We start from the raw sequence: 23407 nt of genomic DNA, 5'->3' as shown, positions 1-23407 counted from the left end.
GCATGATGTTTTTGCCATCCAGAAAGCCCCGGACGGACCGGGCCGGCATGACGGGCACGGAACCGTTGCGCGTGAACCGCGACGAGCATCTGGCACGACTCGAGACCGATACGTTCGACGTGCTGATCGTCGGCGGTGGCGTGACGGGCGCGTACGCGGCGTTCGATGCGAGCCTGCGCGGGCTGCGCGTCGCACTCGTCGAGAAGAGCGACTTCGCGTCGGGCACGTCGTCGAAATCGTCGAAGATGGTGCACGGCGGGCTGCGCTACATCGAGCAGGGCAATCTCGGGCTCGTGCGTCATTCGCTGCTCGAGCGGCAGCGGCTGCGGCGCAACGCGCGCCATCTCGTGCAGCGGCTGCCGTTCCTGTTTCCGGTGATGGAGCGCGAAGGCGTGTTCGACCGGCGCCTGGCGAAGGCCTTCGAAAGCCTGCTGTGGACCTACGACATCGCCGGCGGCTGGCGCGAGGGCATCCTGCACCAGAAGCTGACCAAGGCCGAGGTGCTGTCCCATTGCCCGACCTTCAACGAAACCCACCTGACGGGCGGCTTCCTGTACTTCGACGCGCGAGTCGACGATGCGCGCCTGACGCTGAACCTGGTGCGCACGGCCGCGTTTCATGGCGCGGCGGTCGCAAACCACGCGCGCGTGGTCGAGCTGACGCGCGACGGCCACGGCAAGGTCGACGGCGCGATCGTGCATGCCGACGGCCGCGAACGGCGCGTGCGGGCGCGGGTGGTCGTGATGGCGACCGGCGTCTGGCTGCGCGACTGGACCGGCGCGCGCAAGGGCGATGCGCCCGCGTTGCAGGTGCGGCCCGCGAAGGGCGTGCATGTCGCGATCCCGTGGCTGAAGATCCGCAACGACTGCACGGTGACGATCCCCGTGCCGGGCCGCAACCGCCGCGCGACGATCACGCGCTGGGGCAACGTGTCGTATCTCGGCACGACCGACGAGGACTACGACGGCGATCTCGACGACGTGCACTGCACGCGGCAGGAGCTCGATTTCCTGCTGGACGGCGCGCGTTCCGCGCTGAAGACCGACCTGAGCGCGGACGACGTGGTCGGCAGCATCGCCGGATGCCGGCCGCTCGTCGGGCCGCCGGGCGGCAAGACGATCGAGATGAAGCGCAATCACGAGATTCACGTCGCGCCCGACGGGCTCGTGACGATCGTCGGCGGCAAGCTGACGACGTCGCGGCACATGGCCGAGCAGACGATCGATACGGTCGGCAAGCTGCTCGGCCGCCGCGCACGCTGCCGCACGAAATCGGCCTACCTGCTCGGCGCGGCCGGCTACGACCCGCAGGCGATCGTCGCATCGGGCGGGCTTGCCGCGCATCTCGGCGAACGCTACGGCACCGAGGCGCGCTTCGTCGGCGACCTTGCCGATGCGGCGCCGTCGCTGCTCGCGCCGATCGTCGAAGGGCTGCCGTACAGCGAAGCGGAAGTGCTCTATGCGGTGCGTCACGAATTCGCGCGCAGCGTCGACGACGTGCTGTCGCGCCGCACCCGCGCGCGGCTGATGGCGCGCGATGCGTCGGCACGCGCGGCGCCGCGCGTCGGCGCGATCCTTCAGGCGGAGCTCGGTTTGTCCGATGCGGCCGTCGCCAGCCAGGTGCGCGACTACGTCGCCGCCATCGCACTCGAAAAAGCCATCCTCATGGGAGAACACGGATGATCAGCAAGGAAGCCATCAAGCGCGGCTACAACCGCGGTAACTACGTCGTCGGCGCGCATACGCCGCCGCCATACTCGCTGAACCTGGCGGCCGGCGGCGCGCCTGTCGAGGCCGGCATGCAGCGCGCGCCGGTCGCGGTATCGCCGCAGCAGGTCGACGCACTGCGCGCGGTGGCCGACGAGGTGCTCGCGCAGCCGGCCGACGTCGTCGCGTGGACCCGCGACTGGTGGGCCGCGTCGATGGTCGCGGAAACGGGCGGCCGGCCGGCGACGCCGCATGCGGTCGTCGTGCGCGTGTCGACGGTCGAGCAGGTGCAGGCCGTGATGCGCATCGCGCACGCGGCGACGATTCCGGTGACGGCGTCCGCCGGCCGCAGCAACGTGACGGGCGCGGCGCTGCCGGTGCGCGGCGGCATCGTGCTCGACGTGTGCGGGCTGAACCGGCTGATCGGTGTCGACACCGAGAGCCAGATCGTCGACGTCGAAGCCGGGATGTTCGGCGACGTGTTCGAGGACACGCTGCAACGCGAACACGGGCTGACGATGGGGCACTGGCCGTCATCGTTCGGGATCAGCACGGTGGGCGGCTGGATTGCATGCCGCGGCGCGGGGCAACTGTCGACGCGCTACGGCAAGATCGAGGACATGGTGTTCGGGATGGACGTGGTGCTTGCGGACGGCAGCCTCGTCACGCTCGGCGGCTATTCGCGCGCGGCGGTCGGCCCGGATCTGCAGCAACTGTTCATCGGCAGCGAAGGGACGCTCGGCATCATCGTGCGCGCGCGCCTGAAGCTGCATCGGCTGCCCGATTACGGCCGCGCGATCGCGTACGGCTTCGACACGTTCGCGGCCGGCCTCGACGCGTGCCGCGAGATCCTGCAACGCGGTGCGAACCCGGCGGCACTGCGGCTCTACGACGCGCTCGAGAGCGGCGTGCAGTTCGGCCTGCCCGACACGAACGTGCTGCTGATCGCCGACGAAGGCGCGCGCGAGATGGTCGACGCCGTGATGGCGATCGGCGCACGCGTCGGCGAGGAAAGCGGGCGCAAGCTCGACGGCGACGCGATCTTCGAGAAGTGGCTCGACACGCGCTACCTGACCGGCAAGAGCGCGGAAGGCTTCAAGCGCAGCCCGGGCTTCGTGGCCGACACGCTGGAGATGTGCGGTCGCTGGCGCGATCTCGCGGCGATCTATCGCGACGTGGTGGCCGCGCTGCAGGCGGTGCCGGGCACGCTGGCCGGATCCGCGCACCAGTCGCATGCATACGCGGACGGCGCGTGCCTGTATTTCTCGCTGCGCGGCGACGTCGCGGTGGCCGAGCGGGCCGCGTGGTACCGCGCCGCATGGGACGCGGCAAACGCGGTGCTGATCCAATACAATGCAGCGTTGAGTCATCACCACGGCGTCGGGCTGCTGCGTTCGCCGTACCTGCGCGATTCGCTGGGCACGGCGTTCCCGGTGCTGCAGACGGTGAAGCGCGCGCTCGATCCGAAACACATCCTCAACCCCGGCAAGCTCGGTCTCGGCGACGAGACCGGCCCGCACGTCGACCGGTAAACGTCATGGACAAGTCGCTGGGCGCGCGTCTCGCCCGTCATCCCGTCATCGCCACGTTGTATGGCGTCGAGCAGGCCGACAGCTTCATCGACAGCGAGGCCGAGGTCGGCATCGTCGCGAACGTCGACCTGCGCCGGCTGCAGGCGGTGGTCGCGGCGCTCGCCCGGGCCGGCAAGTTCGTGATCGTCAACATCGATAGTTGCGACGGGCTGTCGCAGGACAAGGGCGGCGTCGAATATCTGGCCGATATCGGCGTCGCGAGCCTGGTGTCGACGCGCGTCGCGACGATCCAGCGTGCGAACCGCGCCGGCCTGATCACGATGCAGAAGGTGTTCGTGACCGACCGCTCGACGTGGCCGCGCAGCGTGAAGGCGATCGAGCAGAGCGATCCGAACCTGGTGCAGCTGATGCCGGCGCCGATGCTCGCGCACCTGAGCGAAGCCGACCGGCAGGCGCTGCCGCCGATCGTCGCGTCGGGCTTCGTCGGCAACGCGGACGACGTGCGCAGCGCGAGGCGGCACGGGGCGGTCGCGGTGTCGACGAGCGACAGCGCGTGGTGGAATTTCGACCCGTCGGCGTGACGGGCCTCTGTCGAACACGGAGCGCAGCATGAACGAACCTTACCTGCAGGTGATCGCGCATTACTTCGCGAAGCCCGGCAACGGCGACCGCGTGGTCGAACTGCTCGCGGAACTCGCGCCGGCCACGCGCGCCGAGCCGAAGAACCTCGACTACGCGTATTTCCGGTCGCCGGAGCACCCCGACCACATCGTGATCCTCGAGCGCTACCGCGACGCGGACGGCCTCGACGCGCATCGGGAAACGCCGCATTTCCAGCGGATCGGGATCGGGGCCATCATTCCGTTGCTCGATCGCCGCGACGTGTCGCGCTACATGGTGCAGCCGGACACCGGCACGGCGACGCCACCGGGAGGCACCCGATGAACCCGTTTCAATTCCGTACCGTTCCGACGCAGATCGTCGAATTCGGCGCCGCGCGCCGGCTCGGCCCGCTGTTGCGCGAACGCTTTCCGGCGCTCGCGCGGCTGTGCGTCGTCACCGATGCGTTCCTGCATCGCAGCGGCGTGCTCGCGCCCGCGCTGGAGAGCCTCGCCGCGCACGGCTGGCAGGTGACGGTGATCGACGACGTGATCGCCGACCCGCCCGAGCACGTGGTGCTCGAGGCGACCGAACGGGCCGTCGCGGCCGATGCCGAGATCGTGCTTGGCCTGGGCGGTGGGTCGTCGATGGACGTCGCGAAGCTGATCGCGGTGCTCGCGCCGCGGCAGCAGGCGCTGGCCGACATGTATGGCGTCGACAAGGTCGCGAGCGCGCGGCTGCCGCTCGTGCAGATGCCGACGACGGCCGGCACGGGCTCCGAGGTCACGGCCGTGTCGATCGTCACGGTCGGCGAGGCGCGCAAGATGGGCGTCGTGTCGCCGCACCTGTTCGCGGACGTCGCGATTCTCGACGCCGAACTCACGCTCGGCCTGCCGCGCGCGGCAACCGCCGCGACGGGCATCGACGCGATGGTGCACGCGATCGAGGCCTATACGTCCGCGCGGCTGAAGAATCCGGTGTCGGACATGCTCGCGACGCACGCGCTCACGCTGCTGTCTCGCAACCTGCTGGCAGCGTGCGACGACGGCCAGAACCGGCACGCGCGCGAAGCGATGCTGGTGGGCGCGATGTTCGCGGGGCAGGCGTTCGCGAATGCGCCGGTCGCGGCCGTGCATGCGCTGGCCTATCCGGTCGGCGGCATTTTCCACGTGCCGCACGGGTTGTCGAACGCGCTGGTGCTGCCGCACGTGCTGCGCTTCAATGCGCCGGCGGCCGCGCCGCTGTATGCGGAACTCGCGGCGATCGTCGCGCCGTCGGCGACGGGCAGCGACGAAGCGCGCACGCACGTGCTGATCGCCGAAATCGACCGGCTGATCGTCGCGACGGGTATTCCGCGCACGCTGCGCGAAGTCGGCATCGGCGAGAGCGACCTGCCGCGCATGGCGTCGGATGCGATGCTGCAGACGCGCCTGCTCGTGAACAATCCGCGCGAGGTGACGGAGGCTGACGCGCTGGCGATTTACCGGCAGGCGTGGTGATGCGGCCGGTGCGCATGGCGCCGCCCGTCACGATTCACGAGGCGCGGGCGGCCTGCCGCGCGGGCCGTGCCGCAACGCACGCGCATGCCAGCGCGACGGCCACGAGCGCGCACCCGGCCCACGGCGTGACGAGCAGGGCATCGCGCCCGACGAGCACGCTGCCGAGCGCCGACCCGAGCGCGACGCCCGCATGCATGGCCGACACGTTGATGCCGACGCTCGCATCGGCCAGCGACGGCGCGGTGTGGATCAGGTAGTTCTGCACGATCGGCGAGATCGACCAGCTGATGCCACCCCACAGCATCATCGCGGGCACGAACGCGAGCGGCGATGCACCGGCCGCCGGCAGCATCGCCATCGCGACGAGAAACACGGCCGGGCATGCGCACAGCGCGCGTGACGCGCCGAGCCGGTCCGAGAAGAGTCCGCCGAGCCACGCGCCGGTCACGCCGGCGATCCCGAACGCCACGTACAACCCTCCGAGTGCGGCCGCACCGGGCGACAGCACGGCCTGCAGATACGGCGTGAGATACGCAAACAGCGTGAAATGCCCGCCGATCATCGCGATCGAGACGAGTTGCGCAGCCAGCAGGCGCGGCCGTGACAGTACCGCGCGATACGACGGCACGCCGGGCGCGCCGGCCGCGGCAGGCGCCATGCGCGGCAGCCGGCGGGCGAGCCGGATGCCGAGCGGCAGCGCGGGCACGGCGATCGACACGAACACTGCGCGCCAGCCGGCCCATTCGGCAATGCGCATCCCGATCGGTACGCCGAGCACGAGCGATGCGCTGATCCCCATGAATACGATGCCGATCGCGCGGCCGCGTTGCGCCGCCGGCGCGAGTTCGGCCGCGAACCGCGTCGCGACGAGGATCAGCGTCGCGCAACTCGCAGCCATCAGCACGCGCGCGGCGAACAGGCTCGCATAGCCGGGGCTCGCGGCAGCAAACAGGTTCGCGGCCGCGAATGTGCCGAGGGCCGCGAGCAGTGCGGTGCGCCGTTCGACGCGCGCGACGCAGCCGGCTGCCACGAGCGCGGCCAGTGCGAATACGGCGGAGAAAATCGTGGTGAGCTGGCCGGCGGCCGCAATCGACACGTGAAGGCCGGCAGAGATCGCCGGCAGGATGCCGACGCAGATGTTTTCGGCGACGCCGGCCAGGAATACGGCGGCGGCCAGCAGGTACACGCGAACGTCCATCGCAAACCCCTCCTGTACGGTCGACGCGACAGCGCCGGGCAGGGGCGGGGCCGCATCGGATCGAATCGACGGATGGGTTTCGAGGCGAGGCTTCGGTTATCCCGGAAAGGAGGACGGTAGCGCACGCCGGGGGCGCATGCAAGTGCCGCTCTCGTGTACGTTGTCGCGACGCAATCGCGGCCGCGCCGGTGCGATTTGCGCCGCCTGCGGCCACGCGCATCCGGTCCCCGTTCCCGCGCCCGCTCGTGCGATGGGCGGCGGTCTCGAAGAAGGGCCGTGAGCGGCGCGCGGCCGCCGGGCCGCCCTACGCGCGCGACGCGTCGGCGCCTGCCGCGACCACGTAGGCCGATGCCTGCTTCGTGCCGTCCGGCTTCGTCTCCAGGTACACGCCCTGGATTTCCGGCTCGAAGCCCGGCAGCGCGTTGATCCCGGCTTCCAGCGCACGGAAGTAATCGAGCGCCGGGCCGCCCCACGCTTCGCCGGGCACCACGCAGAAGATGCCGGGCGGATAGGGCAGCGCGCCCTCGGTCGCGATCCGGCCTTCGATGCGGTCGAGCGTGACGAGCTCGACGTTGTTGCGGATCAGCTCGGCGTTCGCGGCCTGCGGCTGCATCGCCTGCTTCGGGAACTGCGCGCGCCGGAACATCTGCTTCTGCAGGTGCTTCATGTCGTGGCTGCGGTAGAAGTCGTGCATGCGCTGGCACAGCTGTCGCAAGCGCATGGTGCCGTACAGCTCCGGATAGGCTTCGCACAGCGACGGAATCGCTTCGCGCAGCGGTGTGTCCTGGTCGAGATGGCGCTCGAACTGCGCGAGGTGCGCAACCAGATGCTGCAGTTTGCCGAAGCTCTCCGACGGCGTGAGCAGGAACAGGATCGTGTACAGGTCGGCCTTCTCGGGCACGACGCCGTGCTCGCGCAGGTAGCGCGCGAGGATCGGCGCCGGCGCGCCGAACGATGCGTACTCGTGCGTGTCGGGATCGATGCCGGGCGTCGTCAGCAGCAGCTTGCACGGATCGACGAAGTATTGGTCGTCCGCATAGCCTTCGAAGCCGTGCCACGTGTCGGCCGGGTGAAAGCGGAAGAAGCGCAGGTCGTCGACGATCTGCTCGGTCGGGTAGTCGGCCCACGGGCGGCCGTCGACCTGTTGCGGAACGAACGGGCGGATCTGGCGGCAGGTCTTCATCAGCAGCTTGCGCGCGTCGACACCGTGCGCGACGCAGTCGCGCCACAGGCGCTTGCCGGCCGGGCCCGCATGCATCTGCGCGTTCACGTCGAGCGCCGCGAACATCGGGTAGAACGGGCTCGTCGACGCATGGATCATGTACGCGTTGTTGAAGCGGCGGTGGTCGCAGAAGCGCTTCTGGCCTTCGATGTGGCTGTCCTTCTTGTGGATCTGCGACGTCTGCGAGAAGCCGGCCTGCTGCTTGTGCACCGACTGCGTGACGAAGATGCCGGGATCGTCGGGGCCGAGTGTCAGCATCAGCGGCGAGCAGTCCTGCATCATCGGGATGAACTGCTCGTAGCCGACCCACGCCGAATCGAACAGGATGTAGTCGCACAGATGCCCGATCCGGTCGACGATTTCGCGCGCGTTGTAGATCGTGCCGTCGTAGGTGCCGAGCTGGATCACGGCGAGCCGGAACGGGCGCGGCAGGTCGGCGCGCTCGGGCGCGACGTCGCGGATCGCGTCGCGAATGCGCGCTTCGCCGAGCGCCGCGCTGTCGACGCCGCCGATGAGGCCCCACGCGTTGCGCGCGGTTTCGAGGTAGACGGGCCGCGCGCCGGACAGCACGAGCGCGCCGAGGTGCACCGACTTGTGGTTGTTGCGGTCGAACAGCACGAGATCGCCGGGCGCGAGCAGCGCGCTGGTGACGACCTTGTTCGAGGTCGACGTGCCGTTCAGCACGAAGTAGGTCTTGTCCGCGTTGTAGATGCGCGCGGCGTTGCGCTGCGCTTCCAGCGCGGGCCCTTCGTGAATCAGCAGGTCGCCGAGCCGGACGTCCGCGTTGCAGAGGTCCGCCCGAAAGATCGTCTCGCCGAAGAAGTCGAAGAACATCCGGCCGAGCGGGTGATTCGAGAAGAACTGGCCGCCCTGGTGGCCCGGGCAGTCGAACTCGACGTAGCCGCGCTGCACGTATTCGCGCATGACCTTGAAGAACGGCGGCAGCAGATTCTCGCTGTAGATGTCGGCGGCGGCGGAAATCTGCCGGCCGTAATAGTGGCGCCCGCCGTGCCGGAGCTGGATCACGCCGCTCGCGCTCGGCAGGATCGACGGCGGCACTTCCTGGTCGGGCTCGACCGCGACGAAGAACGGAATCGCGAACCCGGTTTTTTCGACGGCTTTCAGCACTTTCTGCGCCGAATCGATTCCGACCACGATTGCCGCGATATTCGTGAAATCGGTCTGGAATACGTCGACCTGTTCGTGCGTGGTGAGGAAGGCGCCAATCAGCGCCGGCTCGACTGCGATTTTCAACAGACTCACGCGAACTCTCCCGTAAATGTGCGGAAGCGGGAGCGCGATTCGCGCCGGCGCGTCGTCCTGATCCGACATGCGCCGCAGCCGATTGAAACGCTCCCGCGAATGCTGAATGCCGAATGCGCGCGGCTCGATATAGCCTTGCGCGGTGCGGCACAGCCGCGATCGGACCATGCCCGGCGCAGCCGATCGTAGCAACAATAGGCCGCGAATTCAATCGACCGGAATCGATAATGTCATTGCAGGATGAGAATGATCAAATAATCGGGAATTGGCATGCTGCGGTGCACATAAAAATGATCCAATTATGAAATCCGATTTGAAAGGCGCCGATGGTTTCAACGAATCGTCAGCTTTTCATCGAAAAGCATCTATGGCATAGTCGGCTCCGAATTGGATGGCGAATCAAGCCGGAATTGCGAGCGTCTCATGCCGCTGCCCGTGACCTGCTGTCCGCGTGCTCGTGAGACGAACAATACCAATCGAAGCAACGCAACAGCGAGGGCAACAACATGAATACTTCTGTCGGTGGCATTCGTCGTCTCGGCATGCGTGCACTGCTGGTCGACGATGAAATCACGCAGGAAACCGCCACCGGGCGCGCGGTCCGCACGCTGAGTGCGGAGCTCGTGCAGCGCGGTATCGACGTGCTCACGGCGACGTCCACCGACGATGCAATCGTGCTGATCCGCTCCGACCCGTCGATCCAGTGCGTGCTGCTCGACTGGGATCTCGGCGTGGACGGCCACGGGCCGTCCGAGGCCGTGGTCGATGCGATCCGGCATCGCAACGCGAACGTGCCGATCTTCCTGCTGGCCGACCGCAGCGTCGCGTCGACGGTGCCGTCGGCGGTGATGGGCAAGGTCGACGATTTCGTGTGGCTGCTCGAAGATACCGCCGACTTCATCGGCGGGCGCATCCACGCGGCGATCGAGCGCTATCGCTCGACCGTGCTGCCGCCGATGTTCGGCGCGCTCGCGAAGTTCTCCCGCGTCTACGAATACTCGTGGCATACGCCCGGCCACACGGGCGGCACCGGCTTCCTGAAATCGCCGGTCGGCCGCGCATTCTTCGAATACTTCGGCGAAGCGCTGTTCCGCTCGGACCTGTCGATCTCGGTTGGCGAACTCGGCTCGCTGCTCGACCACTCGGGCCCGATCGGCGAAAGCGAACGCTATGCGGCGCGCGTGTTCGGCGCGCATCGCACGTATCACGTGACGAACGGCTCGTCGACGTCGAACCGCATCATCCTGATGGCGAGCGTGAGCCGCGACCAGATCGCGCTGTGCGACCGCAACTGTCACAAGTCGGCTGAACATGCGATGACGATGTCGGGTGCGATTCCGACCTACCTCGTGCCGACGCGCAATCGCTACGGGATCATCGGGCCGATCGCCTCAGAGCGCCTCACGCAGACGGCGATTCGCGAGGCGATCTCGTCGAACCCGCTCGCGGCCGGGCTGGCCGATCGCCAGCCGAAGCACGCGATCATCACGAACTCGACGTACGACGGCCTTTGCTACAACGTCACGCGCGTGGAAGAACTGCTCGGCGCGAGCGTCGATCGCCTGCACTTCGACGAAGCGTGGTATGGCTACGCGCGTTTCAACCCGATCTACCGCGACCGCCATGCGATGCACGGCGACCCGCGCGACCATCGCGCGGACCGCCCCACGGTGTTCGCGACGCAGTCGACGCACAAGCTGCTGACCGCGCTGTCGCAGGCGTCGTACATCCACGTGCGCGACGGCCGCAGCCCGATTCCGCATGCCCAGTTCAACGAAACGTTCATGATGCATGCATCGACGTCGCCGAACTACGCGATCATCGCGTCGAACGACGTGGCCGCGGCGATGATGGACGGCCCCGGCGGCGCCGCGCTGACACACGAGTCGATCGAAGAGGCCGTCGCGTTCCGCCAGATGATCGCGCGGATGAACGGCGAATTCGGCGCGAAGGGCGACTGGTTCTTCGAATGCTGGCAGCCCGACACCGTGCTCGAGGCGCGCACGGGCCGCACGCTGCCGTTCCACGATGCGCCGCCCGAACTGCTCGCGAGCGACCCGGCGTGCTGGGTGCTGCGCCCCGGCGCGCAATGGCACGGCTTCGGCAACATCGAGGACGGCTACTGCATGCTCGACCCGATCAAGGTGTCGATCGTCACGCCGGGCGTCGCACCGGCCGGCGGCCTGATGCCGGTCGGCATCCCGGCGAGCGTCGTCACCGCGTATCTCGACGCGCGCGGGATCGTCGTCGAGAAGACGACCGATTTCACGATCCTGTTCCTGTTCTCGATCGGCATCACGAAGGGCAAGTGGGGCTCGCTCGTCAGCGCGCTGTGCGACTTCAAGCGCGACTACGACGCGAACCTGCCGCTCGACATGGCGATTCCGTCGCTCGCGAAGGAGCATGGCTCGCGCTATGCGGGCATGGGGCTGAAGGACCTGGCCGACACGATGTTCGCGGCGATGGAGCAGCTCGGCACGACGCGGCTGATGTCGGAGGCGTTCTCGATCCTGCCGACGCCGGAGATGAGCCCGGTGCGCGCGTACGAGCATCTCGTGCAGGGCCGCGTCGAGCAGGTCGCGCTCGACGAGCTGGCCGGGCGCACGGTCGCCACCGGCGTCGTGCCGTATCCGCCGGGCATTCCGCTCTTGATGCCGGGCGAGAACGCGGGGCCGGCCGGCGGCCCGGTGCTCGGCTACCTGAAGGCGCTCGAAGCATACGACCGGCGCTTTCCGGGCTTTGCGCACGACACGCACGGCGTGGAAGTCGAGGACGGCACGTACCGCGTGTACTGCCTGACGGCGTGAGCGTCTGAGCGGACGAACGAGCGAATGGCCGCCTGGCGGCCTCACATCGAAGGATCGACACCATGGAAAACGCAGCGCGCATGACCGACGCGGCCCCGGCGGCCGCGCCGAAGAACCGGATGAACGTCTGGCAGCTGACCATCCTCACGGCGGTCAACATGATGGGCTCCGGCATCATCCTGCTGCCGTCGAAGCTCGCACAGGTCGGCACGATCTCGTTGCTGTCGTGGATCGTCACGGCCGGCGGCTCGCTCGCGCTGGCCTATGCGTTCGCGCGCTGCGGGATGCTGAGCCGCAAGCCCGGCGGGATGGGCGGCTACGCGGAATACGCGTTCGGCAAGGCCGGCAACTACATGGCGAACTATACGTACGGGCTGTCGCTCGTGATCGCCAACGTTGCGATCGGCGTCACGGCGGTCGGCTACGGCACCGTGCTGTTCGACGCGACGCTGTCGCCGCTGCAGACGGGCCTGTGGACGATCTTCCTGCTCGTGCTGACGACGGTCGCGAACTTCGGCGGCTCGCGCATCACCGGCCGGATCGGTGCGGTGACGGTGTGGGGCGTGATCATCCCGGTCGTCGTGGTGTCGCTGATCGGCTGGTTCTGGTTCAGCGGCGCCACCTGGGGCGCCGCATGGAATCCGAACAACATGCCGTTCGGGCCGGCCGTCGGCGGCTCGATCGCGGTGACGCTGTGGGCGTTCCTCGGCCTCGAATCGGCGTGCGCGAACTCGGACGCCGTCGAAAATCCGGAGCGCAACGTGCCGATCGCCGTACTCGGCGGCACGATCGCATCGGCGATCTTCTATATCGTGTCGACCAACGTGATCGCGGGCATCGTGCCCAACGCGATCCTCGCGAAGTCGAACGCGCCGTTCGGCATCGCATTCGCGACGATGTTCACGCCGACCGTCGGCACGATCGTCACCGCACTGATGGTGATCGCGTGCATCGGCTCGCTGCTCGGCTGGCAGTTCACGGTCGCGCAGGTGTTCAAGAGCTCGGCGGACGTCGGCTACTTCCTGCCCGTGTTCGCCCGTGCGACGCGCACGGGTACGCCGATCGTCGGCATGGTGATCCTGCTGGTCGCGCAGGTTGCGCTGGCGCTGATGACGATCAGCCCGGAACTGAGCAGCCAGTTCCAGAAGATCGTCGATCTCGCGGTCGTCACCAACATCGTGCCTTACGTGATGTCGATGGCCGCGCTGATCACGATCCAGAAGGTTGCGAAGGTGCCGCCCGGCAAGGCGCTGGTGACGAACGTGATCGCGATGGTCGCCACCGCGTACAGCTTCTATGCGCTGTTCAGCTCGGGCGAGCAGGCGCTGATGCTCGGCGGCCTGTGCGTGTTCCTGGGCTGGACGCTGTTCGGCTTCGTCAGCGCACGCTTCTACCAGATGGAAGTCGACGCGCACGTCAAGGAGCCGGGCAAGTCGCTGCAGGCGTGACGGCGGCGGCCGGTGGCCGGTGACGGCTACGGGCGGCGCTTCGCCAGCAGCGGCGGGAGTGCCTGCTTCAGCAGGTCGACGACGGTCCGCACGCGCGGCGGCAGCGGCCGCTGCGCGTGCACCAGCACATTCAACGCGAAGTCGGGGACGTCGTACTGCGGCAGGATCCGGACGAGCTGGCCACGCGCGAGCGCGTCGGCGCAAGCCGGTTGCTGGACCACGCCGATGCCGCCGCCTGCCGCGATCGTGTCGAACATCGGGCGCCAGTGGCTCGTGGTCATGATCGTCCGGATCCGTGCGTATTCGACCGCGCTGCCGTCACGTTGCAGCGGCACCTGTTCGCTCGCGAATACGCCTTTCACGCGGATGAACGGATGGTTCGCGAGATCGGCCTTCGTTTCGATCGGGCCGTGCCGGTCCAGATACGACGGTGCGGCGACGAGCACACGGCCGACCGCGCCGAGCGCGTACGCGACGAACCCGCCGTCGCCGAGCTGGCCGACGCGGATCGAAATGTCGACGCCCTCGGTGACCGGATCGACGATATCGTCGTTCAGCACCAGGTCGATATGCAGTTTCGGATACGCGGTGCGGATCTGCATCAGCACCCCCGGCATCACGGCCTCGCCGAAGCATTGCGGTGCCGCGAGCCGGATCGTGCCGTCGAGCGCGTTTTCCGTCTTCGATACCGATGCGACCGCCATTTCGGCCGCCTCGAGCAGCGCCTTGCTGCGTTCGTAGAAGAGGCGGCCTTCCTCGGTGCAGGCGAGGGTGCGCGCACTGCGCATCAGCAGCCGCGTGCCGAGATGCTTTTCGAGTTTCTCGATGCGTTCGCTGACGGCCGGTTGACCCATGTCGAGATCCCGCGCCGCGCCTGACATCGTTCCGCGCTCCACGACCCTGACGTAGATGCGCATCGCCGCCAACAAATCCATGAGATCGCGCCTTGTGTCGTCCGGTTCGATTTTTGCCGATCGACCGATGGTACCAAAGCAGCGGCGGCGCGACGGTGTGTACCGGACCGATACTCACTATCGGCCGTCGCGCGACCGGTGCCCGCGCGGGGGCGGGCGGCCGCGAAGCGGCGCCCGTCGCCGAAGCCGCGTGCGTTCGTCGGCATCGTGAGCGAAAATCGGCTTCCTTCCGCGCGACCGACAGGAGCCCACGAGATGACGCAACGGAACGAAGCCACACGCACGCACTGCGTCGCATGGCAGATCGTGCAGACGTGGCAGGCCGCCGAATGGTGCCGGCTCGTCGAATCGCCAGCGGGCATCGACCTGTCGGGTTCGGTGTCGGGCGCGATCGACGGCACGCCGTTTCGCATCGACTACGCGATCGCGTGCGGCATCGACTGGCTCACGCGCGCGGCGCGCGTGACACGGTGGAGCGGCACGGCGCCGCCACGGCAGATGGATATCGCCTGCGAGGCCGGGCAATGGACGATCGGCGGCGTCGATGCACCGGCGCTCGCGGGCGCAACCGACATCGATCTCGGCTTCAGCCCGTCGACCAATACGCTGCCGATCCGGCGGCTGGCGCTTGCCGTCGGCGAATCGGCCGCGATTCGCACCGCGTGGCTGCGTTTTCCGGATTTCGACCTCGTGCGCGGCGAACAGCGCTATACGCATACGGCGCCCCGCATGTATCGCTACGAGAGCGGCACGTATGCGGCGGATCTCGGGATCGACGACGCGGGCCTCGTCACCGACTACGACGAATGGCGGCGCATCGGCGCGACGCCTGCGTCGTGACGCATCAGCGCGCGCTGGCCACCGACAGCTTGCCCGGAATCAGCTTCAGCGCACTGAACGCGTCGGCGATGTTCTGCTGATACGCGACCGTCGCATCGGTGACGGGCTGCACGCCGTAGCCGGCGCGCTTGAGCGCGACTTCGAGCGTCGGCGCGTCGAGGCCGACGAGCGGCGACAGTTGCGCGGCGACCTCGGGAACGTGATCGCGCGCCCAGCGATCGACCGCGTCGACTTCATCGAGCAGGGCGCGCAACACCTGGGGATGCGCGGCCGCGTACTTGCGCGCCGCGAGGTAGTACTGCGTGTTGCGCACGAGCCCGTCGCCGTTTGCGACCACGCGCGCGCCGAGCTGCCGCTCGGCGGCGGCCAGGTACGGATCCCAGATCACCCACGCATCGACGCTGCGCTGCACGAATGCGGCGCGCGCGTCGGCGGGCGTCAGGTAGATCGGCTGGATGTCGGCATACGTGAGGCCCGCATGCTCGAGTGCCTTCACCAGCAGGTAGTGGACATTCGAGCCCTTGTTGAACGCGACCTTCTTGCCGCGCAGTTGCGCGAGGGTGCGGATCGGCGAATCGGGCAGCACGACGATCGCCTCGCCCTGCGGCGCGGGCGGCTCGTTGCCGATGTAGACGAAATCGACGCCGGCTGCCTGCGCGAAGATCGGCGGCGTTTCGCCGACCGTGCCGACGTCGATCGCGCCGGCGTTCAGCCCTTCGAGCAGTTGCGGGCCGGCCGGGAATTCGAGCCATTGCACGGTGACACCCTGGCTCGCGAGACGCTTCTCGAGCGTGCCGCGTGCCTTGAGCACCACGAAGTTGCCGTATTTCTGGAAGCCGATGCGCAGCCGCGTGCCGCCGTCGTCGGCCCGGGCGGGCAGGGCCGCGAGCGGCCCGAGCGCGAGCCCGGCCAGCCCGGCGGCCGCGCCGTGCAGCCACTGGCGGCGGCGCGGGTTCGCCGGGGTCGTTTCAACGTCTGCGTGCGGTGTGTCGTTCATCGGAGCGTCCTGCGAGCGGGTTCTCGGGCCGCGCACGAAGGCGGCGCGGCCGGCGCAGGACCGGGCCGGATGCGGGCGAGGCACGCAACGGGCCGGCCCGCGCCGGATTCAGGACGATACGGCGGCGCCGCCCGGCGGCCAACCAACGAATGCGTATATGCAAATCAGCGCTGCTCAATCCGCGCCGGCGGCGCTTTCCTCGATCGAGTCGACGCGATCGGGATAGAACGCGAGGTGTCCGCGAATCGCCTCGACGGCCGGATACGGATGCTCGTAGGTCCATACCGCGTTGACCGCACGTGCGCCGCCGGCGGGAATCGAGTAGTACGCGCAATCGCCCTTGTACGGGCAGTAGGTCGCATGGTCGGTGCGTTGCAGCAGCGCCATGTCGGCGTCTTCGCGCGGCAGGTAGAGCACGGCCGGATAGCTGGCTTCGCGCAGTGCCAGCGCGCGGCGCGTATCGGCGACGACCTTGCCGGCCACCTTGACCACCACGCGTGACGGATGCGGCTCGACCGTGATCGGATGATCGGGGCCCGGCGACTTCACGGGGCGAGCGGACGTATCGGGGCTGTTCGACATCGTGGGTTCTCCAGGAATCGGCGGCGCAGCCGTGCCGGGTGGATCCCGGCGCGCCGGTGCCGTCGTTTGCCAGCCGATACGATGCACCCATTCCGGAGAATCTGCAGGGGGCCGGAAGGCCGTGGCGCGAACGGCCACCGGGCCGTCGTCCGGCGCTTGCGTGGACGTTCCCGCGCACGGGCAGCGGGATGCAGCCGTGTCGATAAGCAACGCCGAATTAATTGGTAAGCGATCGGCGCGAGGCGCGCGAAGATCGGCCGTCGTCATTCGCATGACAGCCTTTCCTTCCCTCTGCCATCATGAAGAATCCTTTCGTTTCGTCAGCCGCGCGCCGGGTGCGCGGCGTATCGCATGCCGCGGTCGCGCTCCGCTGCATCGCCGCGTCGTTGCTGCTCGCGGGCGCAGCGACTCGCGCGTTCGCCGCGCCCGCGGGCAAGACGCTCGTGTACTGCACCGAAGGCAGCCCGGCCGGCTTCGATCCCGGCCAGCACACGACGAGCACCGATTTCGACGCGAGCACGTACACGATCTACAACGGGCTCGTGCAGTTCAAGCGCGGCACGCTCGATCTCGAACCGTCGCTGGCGACGAGCTGGGACGTGTCGCCCGACCAGCGCACGATCACGTTCCACCTGCGGCGCGGCGTGAAATTCCAGACGACCGCATGGTTCAAGCCGACGCGGCCGTTCCAGGCCGACGACGTCGTGTTCACGTTCCGCCGCATGCTCGATCCCGACGATCCGTTTCGCAAGGCCTACCCGGTCGTCTTTCCGTACTTCAGCGATCTCGGTTTCGACCGCAACGTCGAGCGCATCGAGAAGGTTGACGACTACACGGTGCGCTTCGTGCTGAAGACGCCCGACGTCGTGTTCGTACGCAATCTTGCGATGGCGTTCGCATCGGTGCTGTCGGCCGAATATGCGGCGCAGCTTGCCGCGCGCCATCGCGAGTCCGACATCAACCAGTTCCCGGTCGGCACGGGGCCGTTCCTGTTGCGCACGTACCAGAAGGATGCGTTGATCCGCTACGAAGCGAACCCCGACTACTGGAAACCGGACGACGTGAAGCTCGCACGCCTCGTGTTCGCGATCACGCCCGATCCGGCGGCGCGGCTGCAGAAGCTGGTGGCCGGCGAGTGCCAGGTGTCGGTGTTCCCGCGCCCGGCCGATCTCGAGACGGTGCGGCGCGACCCGAAACTGTCGCTGTTCTCGGGAATGGGGTTCAACGTCGGCTTCGTTGCGTACAACACGCAGCATGCGCCGCTCGATCGCGTCGACGTGCGGCGCGCGCTCGACATCGCGATCGACAAGGCGGCGATCGTGAAGACCGTGTTCAACGGCGACGCGAAGATCGCGACGAACCCGATGCCGCCCGCGCAATGGTCGTACAACCCGCGCCTGAAGGATGCGCCGCGCGACCCGGCCGCCGCGAAGGCGCTGCTCGCGCAGGCCGGCTTCCCGAACGGTTTCGACCTGACGCTGTGGGCGATGCCGGTTCAGCGCCCGTACAACCCGAATGCGCAGCTGATGGCGCAACTGATCCAGCAGGACTGGGCGAAGATCGGCGTGCGCGCGAAGATCGTCAGCTACGAATGGGGCGAATACAACCGCCGCGCGAAGCACGACGGCCAGCACGACGCGATCCTGTACGGCTGGTCGGGCGACAACGGCGACCCCGACAACTGGCTCGGCACGCTGCTCGGCTGCGACGCGGTGCACGGCAGCAACCTCGCGAAGTGGTGCAATCAGGATTTCGAACGACTCGTCGGCGCGGCGCGCTCGAACGCGGATGTCGCGAAACGCACGTCGCTGTACGAGCAGGCGCAGGTGGTGTTCAAGGACCAGGTACCGTTCACGCCGATCGCGACGTCGATCGTGTCGCTGCCGATCTCCAAGCGGGTTCACGGGCTGACGTTCTCGCCGCTCGGCGGACACCGGTTCGACGGCGTGTGGCTCGATTGACGGAGAAGGGGCCGGCGCGCCCGGGCGCGCCGGTGCCGATGGCGATCAGTTGAGCGCGACGGCCGCCGCCGTTTCGACCGGCGAGCCTTCGAGCGCGACCGACGGCCGGCCGTCGGGGCCGACCGGCACGTCGCCGGCCAGCGTCGTGCGGTACAGCTGGCGGTCGAAGTCGAGATCGAAGATGTCGACGGGCGCGAGATGCGCGGTCGCCCGGTTGTCCCAGAACGCGATGCTGCGCGGTTCCCACTTGAAGCGGATCGTGAATTCCGGCCGCGTCACGTGTTCCCACAGCAGTTCGAGCAACGCCTGGCTTTCGCGCGGCGCGAGCCCGACGATCGACTTCAGGAAGCTCGGGCTCACATACAGCGCACGTTCGCCGGTCTCCGGATGCACGCGCACGAGCGGATGCTCGGTCACGAGCGGGCGGCGTTCGACGGCCTCGTCGAACGCGCCGGTGGCGCGCGCACCGGCCGGCGGCGTGAAGCGGTGAATGCCGCGCAAGCCGTCGACGAAGCCGCGCAGCGGCGCGGACAGCGTTTCGTAGGCGCGCACGAGGTTGGTCCAGTGCGTGTCGCCGCCGTAGGGCGGGATCGTTACGCCGCGCAGGATCGACGCCCACGGCGGATTGACGGCTGCCGTCACGTCGGTGTGCCAGCCCGTCCACGGCCGGCGCACCGGTTCGCCTTCGAAGCGCGTCGCCTTGCGATGTTTCGCGATCGAATAGACGGCAGGGTGACCGTCGACGTGCCCGAACACCGGGTGGCCGACCGTCGGTTCGCCGAACTGCGCGGAGAACGCGACATGCTGCTCGTGCGTGAGGAATTGCTCGCGGAAGAAGATGACACGCCATGTCAGCAGCGCGGCGCGGATCGCCGCGATCTGCGGCGTGGTCAACGGTTGCGTGAGGTCGACACCGCGGATTTCCGCGCCGATATGGGCGGACAGCGGGATCACGTCGACCGGCTGGGCGGCGGGTTCGAGTAGGGCGCTCATGCGACGCTCCTGGCGGAAGTGGGCGGGATGGATGGCCGACATCGTTGCGCGTGCAAGCGTTGGGCCGGGGGCGGAAGGTTCATGGTCGGGTGTCCTGCAGGGAATCGCGCGGCGGCGCGCGGCAACGGGCGCCGCCGCGATCGGTGGGCGTTACTGCAGCGTCGCGCCCGGGCCCTTCAGCACGACGCTCTGGCGGCCGTCGATGCCGACCGGCACGTCGCCGTGCACGGTCGCGCGGCGCACGACGCGGCGCACATCGCCGTAGTCGTTGATCGCGTAGTGCTGCGTCGCGCGGTTGTCCCAGATCGCGACGTCGCCTTCCTGCCAGTTCCAGCGCACGGTGTTCTCGAGGCGCGTCACATGCTCGTGGAACACCTGCAGCAGGTGTGCGGAATCCTGCGACGACAACCCCTTGAGCCGCTGCACGAAGTGTCCGAGCACGAGCGTGCGCTCGCCGGTTTCAGGATGCACGCGCACGACCGGGTGCTCGGTTTCGTAGACGGTCGACGTGAACACTTCGCGATAGCGCTTCAGTTGCGTGTCGTCGGCATGCACGTGCGTCGACGCGTAGTCGTATGCGTTGGTGTGCAGCGCCCACAGCGTGTCGGCGAGCGCACGCAGCGGGTCGGGAAGGTGCGTGTACGCGGCGGCCGTGTTGGCCCAGACGGTATCGCCGCCGAACGGCGGAATCACGACCGCGCGCAGGATCGAGATCTTCGGGTACGCATCGACGAAGGTCACGTCGGTGTGCCACGAATTGGCGCGGGCGCCGTGCGCGGAATCGAGTTCGAGCAGGTGCGTGCTGCCGTCGACGGACGGCACGGTCGGGTGCGCGACCGTCTTGCCGAAGCGGCGTGCGAAGGCTTCCTGCGCGGTGTCGTCGAGATGCTGCTGGCCACGGAAGAACAGCACCTTGTGGCGCAGCAGTGCGGCCTGGATCGCGTCGAACGTCGCGTCGTCGAGCGCGGCCGACAGACGCACGCCGGCGATCTCGGCGCCGATCCGGCCGGCGACCTGGCGAAGCTGAAGCGGGACGGCGGCCGCACGCGGCGCGGCGTGCGAAGCATGCGAAGACGGGTGAGCGGCGTGCTGGACTTCGGACATCGGGAGTCTCCTGGAGTCGGGTCGGTCGAATCTCCATTCAAGCAGGGACCGTGCGGAACCGGAACCGATGAATCTTCACAACCTTAGCGTGCGCGCTGCGATGAACGATATGTGTCGTGGTGCTGAACGACGCGGCCCATCGCGCGCCTACCAGGCGAGCCGCCATTCTCCGATCCGGTGCGGGCGCGGCGTGTCGATGCGCTTGCCGCCCGTGCCGTCGTCGCGCGGCGGTTCGCTGTCGTCGAAATCGGCGAGCACCGTGTTGCGCAATCGCGCGAATTCAGGCGAATCGCGCCGGCGCGGCCGCGGCAGCGCGACGTCGACGATACGCTCGATGCGGCCCGGGCGCGGCGCCATCGTGACGACGCGGTCGCCGAGATAGACGGCTTCGTCGACATCGTGCGTGACGAGCATCATCGTGATGCGCTCCTGTTCCCAGATGCGCAGCAGTTCGTTCTGCATCCGAGTACGCGTCTGCGCGTCGAGCGCGCCGAACGGTTCGTCGAGCAGCAGCACGCGCGGGCGGTTCACGAGGCCGCGCGCGATGGCGACGCGTTGCGCCATCCCGCCCGACAACTGGTTCGGAAAGGCGTGCTCGAAGCCGTTCAGCCCGACGAGCGCGATGTGATCCGCGATCGCGCGCCGTTTCGCGGCGGCATCCAGCGGCGCGTTGCGCAGCGCGGCGCCGATGTTCTGCTCGACGGTCAGCCACGGGAACAGCCGATGATCCTGGAATACGATGCCGCGTTGCAGCGATGTGTCGCGCACGCGCTCGTCGCCGGCGCGGATTTCGCCCGTGTAGTCGGTGTCTAGCCCGGCGACCAGCCGCAGCAGCGTCGACTTGCCGCAGCCGCTGGCGCCGACGATCGTGACGAATTCGCCGGCGCGCACGTGCAGCGATACGTCGTCGAGCACGGCGAGCGCTGCGCCGCGTTGTGCGTAGTGCTTGCTCACATGGAGGATGTCGAGCGAATCGGAGGCGAGGGTCGTCATGGCGGTGCGAAGAGAGGAGCGGCAGGAAAGGAAAGGGCGATCAGCGCGACAGGTCGCCGCGCCGGGCCAGCACCGTGCGCTCGATCGCCCGCGCGATCGCATTCAGTGCCCAGCCTGTCACGCCGACGACGATGATCCCGAACAGCACGAGATCCATCCGGAACTGCTCGCTGCCGTCGATCAACGTGTTGCCGATCCCGCTGCCCGCGACGAGCAGGTATTCGGCGCCGAGCGTCGCGAGCCACGAATAGATCAGGCCGAGATACAGCCCGGTGAAGATCGACGGCAACGCGGCCGGCAGGATCACGTAGCGGACGAGCTGGAGCCGCGAGTAGCGCAGCGCGCGGGCCACGTCGACGTACGCGCGGGGCACCGCGTGAATGCCGTCGCAGGTGTGCGCGGCGACGGGCAGCAGCGCGGCGAGCGACAGGAACACGACCTTGGCGGCGTCGCCGAGGCCGAACCATACGGAAATCAGCGGAATCCACGCGAACAGCGAGATCTGCTTGAACGTGTCGAAGCTCGGGCCGACCGTCCGCGCGGCGACGCGCGACAGCCCGAGCGCGGCGCCGAGCAGCAACCCGCCCGTCGCGCCGATCGCGAAGCCGCACGCTTCGCGTGCGAGCGACGCGGATAGCGCGCGGCCGAGCGCGCCGCTCGTGGCCTGCGCCCAGGCGGTGTGCAGCACGTCGGCGGGGCCGACGAGCAGCCCGCTTTTCACGAGGTGTGCGGAAGCGGCGGCCCACCAGAGCGCGAACGCGACGAGCGGCAGCACGAAGCCGCGCCAGTCGGGCGCATGCAGGCGGCGGGCGGCCGTAGTGTCCGGCGTTTCGTCCCGCGTGGCGGAATGTGGCACGGGTGAGTCTCCTTCGATTGGGCGGGCAGGCCGGTTCAGCCGCGAAACGCGGAAGGCACGCCGCGGCGCAGGCGCGCTTCGAGCGCGTCGAGCGCCCGGTTGATCAGCAGGCCGACCGCGCCGACCACGACCACGGCCGCCATCACGAGATCGAGCTGGAACAGCTGCCGCCCGTACACGATCAGGTAGCCGAGCCCTTCGGACGAGGCGACGAGCTCGACCACGACCAGCGCGAGCCACGACTTCGTGAAGGCGAGCCGTACACCGGTCGCGAGCGTCGGAATCGCGGCCGGCAGTACGACGTGGACGATGCGTTGCCGGCGCGTGTAGCCGAACACGCGCGCGACTTCGTCGAGGGCGGGCGGCGTCTGGCGAAACCCTTGCAACGTGCTGAGCGTGACGGGGACGAGTGCCGCATGCGCGATCAGCAGGTACTTGAGCGGTTCGCCGACGCCGACGAGCAGCAGCAGGAACGGCAGCCAGCCGAGCACCGGAATCTGCACGAGCGCATTGAAGCTCGGCAGCAGGTAGGCTTCGAGCGTGCGCGACAGGCCGAGTGCGACGCCGATCGAAAAGCCGAGCAGCGAGCCGGCCGCGAAGCCGACGAGCACGCGCTGCAGGCTGATCAGCGTGTGGCGTGCGAGGTCGCCGCTCGTCGCGAGATCGTTCAGCGATTCGACCACGCGCTCGGGCGGCGGGAGGATTTGCGGCGCGATCCAGCCATGTGCGCTGCCGACGGTCCACAGTGCGAACAGCAGCGCGGGCAGCGCCCACGGCGCGAGTTGCCACGCGAGCCGCCGCACGCCTGCCGCGCGGCGCGGCTGCGCGGCGAGCGCGTGCGGCTCGGACGACGGGACGGGAAACGCGGTGTCGCTCATCGGGGCGGGTCCGG

The 23407-nt window shown here is 68.5% G+C and carries 19 protein-coding genes; 9 read left to right on the top strand and 10 right to left on the bottom strand.

Annotated elements, in window-relative coordinates:
- Positions 1–2: 2 nt before the first annotated feature.
- The 5 genes from ACWMMN_RS26720 to ACWMMN_RS26700 are packed head-to-tail and all read left to right on the top strand — an operon-like array spanning position 3 to position 5337.
- Complete coding sequence (locus ACWMMN_RS26720; protein WP_174992706.1) at positions 3–1682, top strand: glycerol-3-phosphate dehydrogenase/oxidase; 1680 nt, start codon at positions 3–5, stop codon at positions 1680–1682.
- A complete protein-coding gene (locus ACWMMN_RS26715) occupies positions 1679–3238 on the top strand; it encodes an FAD-binding oxidoreductase (RefSeq protein ID WP_174992705.1) in 1560 nt (519 codons plus the stop codon). Before ACWMMN_RS26720 ends, ACWMMN_RS26715 begins: the two co-directional genes overlap by 4 nt.
- A 5-nt stretch (positions 3239–3243) precedes the next feature.
- Positions 3244–3819, top strand: coding sequence for a glycerol-3-phosphate responsive antiterminator (locus tag ACWMMN_RS26710; protein WP_059237197.1), 576 nt, complete (start codon positions 3244–3246; stop codon positions 3817–3819).
- 28 nt (positions 3820–3847) lie between these two features.
- Positions 3848–4183, top strand: a complete 336-nt coding sequence (locus ACWMMN_RS26705; protein WP_059237196.1) for a putative quinol monooxygenase — start codon at positions 3848–3850, stop codon at positions 4181–4183.
- A complete protein-coding gene (locus ACWMMN_RS26700) occupies positions 4180–5337 on the top strand; it encodes an iron-containing alcohol dehydrogenase (RefSeq protein WP_486423356.1) in 1158 nt (385 codons plus the stop codon). Before ACWMMN_RS26705 ends, ACWMMN_RS26700 begins: the two co-directional genes overlap by 4 nt.
- Positions 5338–5371: 34 nt before the next feature.
- Here ACWMMN_RS26700 and ACWMMN_RS26695 read toward each other — a convergent pair whose 3' ends face one another.
- Positions 5372–6535 (bottom strand): MFS transporter, encoded by a 1164-nt coding sequence (locus ACWMMN_RS26695; RefSeq protein WP_486423355.1) that lies wholly within the window; start codon positions 6533–6535, stop codon positions 5372–5374.
- Between the two features lie 304 nt (positions 6536–6839).
- Positions 6840–9020: an ornithine decarboxylase gene (locus tag ACWMMN_RS26690; protein ID WP_174992702.1), complete on the bottom strand. Its 2181-nt coding sequence runs from the start codon at positions 9018–9020 to the stop codon at positions 6840–6842.
- A 506-nt stretch (positions 9021–9526) separates the two neighbouring features.
- Here ACWMMN_RS26690 and ACWMMN_RS26685 point away from each other — a divergent pair.
- Both ACWMMN_RS26685 and potE read left to right on the top strand, forming a co-directional pair.
- Positions 9527–11827: an Orn/Lys/Arg family decarboxylase gene (locus tag ACWMMN_RS26685; protein ID WP_486423354.1), complete on the top strand. Its 2301-nt coding sequence runs from the start codon at positions 9527–9529 to the stop codon at positions 11825–11827.
- Positions 11828–11889: 62 nt separating this feature from the next.
- Entirely contained in the window at positions 11890–13275 is a 1386-nt protein-coding gene (potE, locus tag ACWMMN_RS26680) for a putrescine-ornithine antiporter (RefSeq protein ID WP_486423353.1), read from the top strand.
- 26 nt (positions 13276–13301) lie between these two features.
- Here the strand turns inward: potE and ACWMMN_RS26675 are convergent, their stop codons facing one another.
- Entirely contained in the window at positions 13302–14210 is a 909-nt protein-coding gene (locus tag ACWMMN_RS26675; RefSeq protein ID WP_059237191.1) for a LysR family transcriptional regulator, read from the bottom strand.
- Between the two features lie 234 nt (positions 14211–14444).
- Here ACWMMN_RS26675 and ACWMMN_RS26670 point away from each other — a divergent pair, with 234 nt between their 5' ends.
- Complete coding sequence (locus tag ACWMMN_RS26670) at positions 14445–15029, top strand: putative glycolipid-binding domain-containing protein (RefSeq protein ID WP_059237190.1); 585 nt, start codon at positions 14445–14447, stop codon at positions 15027–15029.
- A gap of 4 nt (positions 15030–15033) precedes the next feature.
- On the opposite strand, the gene ACWMMN_RS26665 is transcribed toward ACWMMN_RS26670, so the two are convergent.
- Positions 15034–16026 (bottom strand): sulfonate ABC transporter substrate-binding protein, encoded by a 993-nt coding sequence (locus tag ACWMMN_RS26665; protein WP_059237189.1) that lies wholly within the window; start codon positions 16024–16026, stop codon positions 15034–15036.
- Between the two features lie 174 nt (positions 16027–16200).
- A complete protein-coding gene (locus ACWMMN_RS26660; protein WP_059237188.1) occupies positions 16201–16608 on the bottom strand; it encodes a DUF427 domain-containing protein in 408 nt (135 codons plus the stop codon).
- A gap of 299 nt (positions 16609–16907) precedes the next feature.
- Here ACWMMN_RS26660 and ACWMMN_RS26655 point away from each other — a divergent pair, with 299 nt between their 5' ends.
- Positions 16908–18569, top strand: coding sequence for an ABC transporter substrate-binding protein (locus tag ACWMMN_RS26655; protein ID WP_486423352.1), 1662 nt, complete (start codon positions 16908–16910; stop codon positions 18567–18569).
- A 45-nt stretch (positions 18570–18614) separates the two neighbouring features.
- On the opposite strand, the gene ACWMMN_RS26650 is transcribed toward ACWMMN_RS26655, so the two are convergent.
- The 5 genes from ACWMMN_RS26650 to ACWMMN_RS26630 form a co-directional block, all read right to left on the bottom strand.
- Positions 18615–19562: a TauD/TfdA dioxygenase family protein gene (locus ACWMMN_RS26650; RefSeq protein WP_486423351.1), complete on the bottom strand. Its 948-nt coding sequence runs from the start codon at positions 19560–19562 to the stop codon at positions 18615–18617.
- Between the two features lie 150 nt (positions 19563–19712).
- Positions 19713–20666, bottom strand: coding sequence for a TauD/TfdA dioxygenase family protein (locus ACWMMN_RS26645; protein ID WP_486423350.1), 954 nt, complete (start codon positions 20664–20666; stop codon positions 19713–19715).
- A 147-nt stretch (positions 20667–20813) separates the two neighbouring features.
- Positions 20814–21659: an ABC transporter ATP-binding protein gene (locus tag ACWMMN_RS26640; protein WP_174992698.1), complete on the bottom strand. Its 846-nt coding sequence runs from the start codon at positions 21657–21659 to the stop codon at positions 20814–20816.
- A gap of 40 nt (positions 21660–21699) precedes the next feature.
- Positions 21700–22515 carry an ABC transporter permease gene (locus ACWMMN_RS26635; RefSeq protein ID WP_486423349.1) on the bottom strand — a complete coding sequence of 272 codons (816 nt, stop codon included), beginning with the start codon at positions 22513–22515 and terminating at the stop codon, positions 21700–21702.
- A 35-nt stretch (positions 22516–22550) separates the two neighbouring features.
- Positions 22551–23393 (bottom strand): ABC transporter permease, encoded by an 843-nt coding sequence (locus ACWMMN_RS26630; RefSeq protein WP_340625136.1) that lies wholly within the window; start codon positions 23391–23393, stop codon positions 22551–22553.
- Between the last annotated feature and the right edge of the window lie 14 nt (positions 23394–23407).

The organism is Burkholderia cepacia complex sp. TUM26381 (assembly GCF_057439935.1).
Note: the sequence above shows the minus strand (reverse complement) of the source record. Positions and strands in the feature narration are given on the sequence as shown.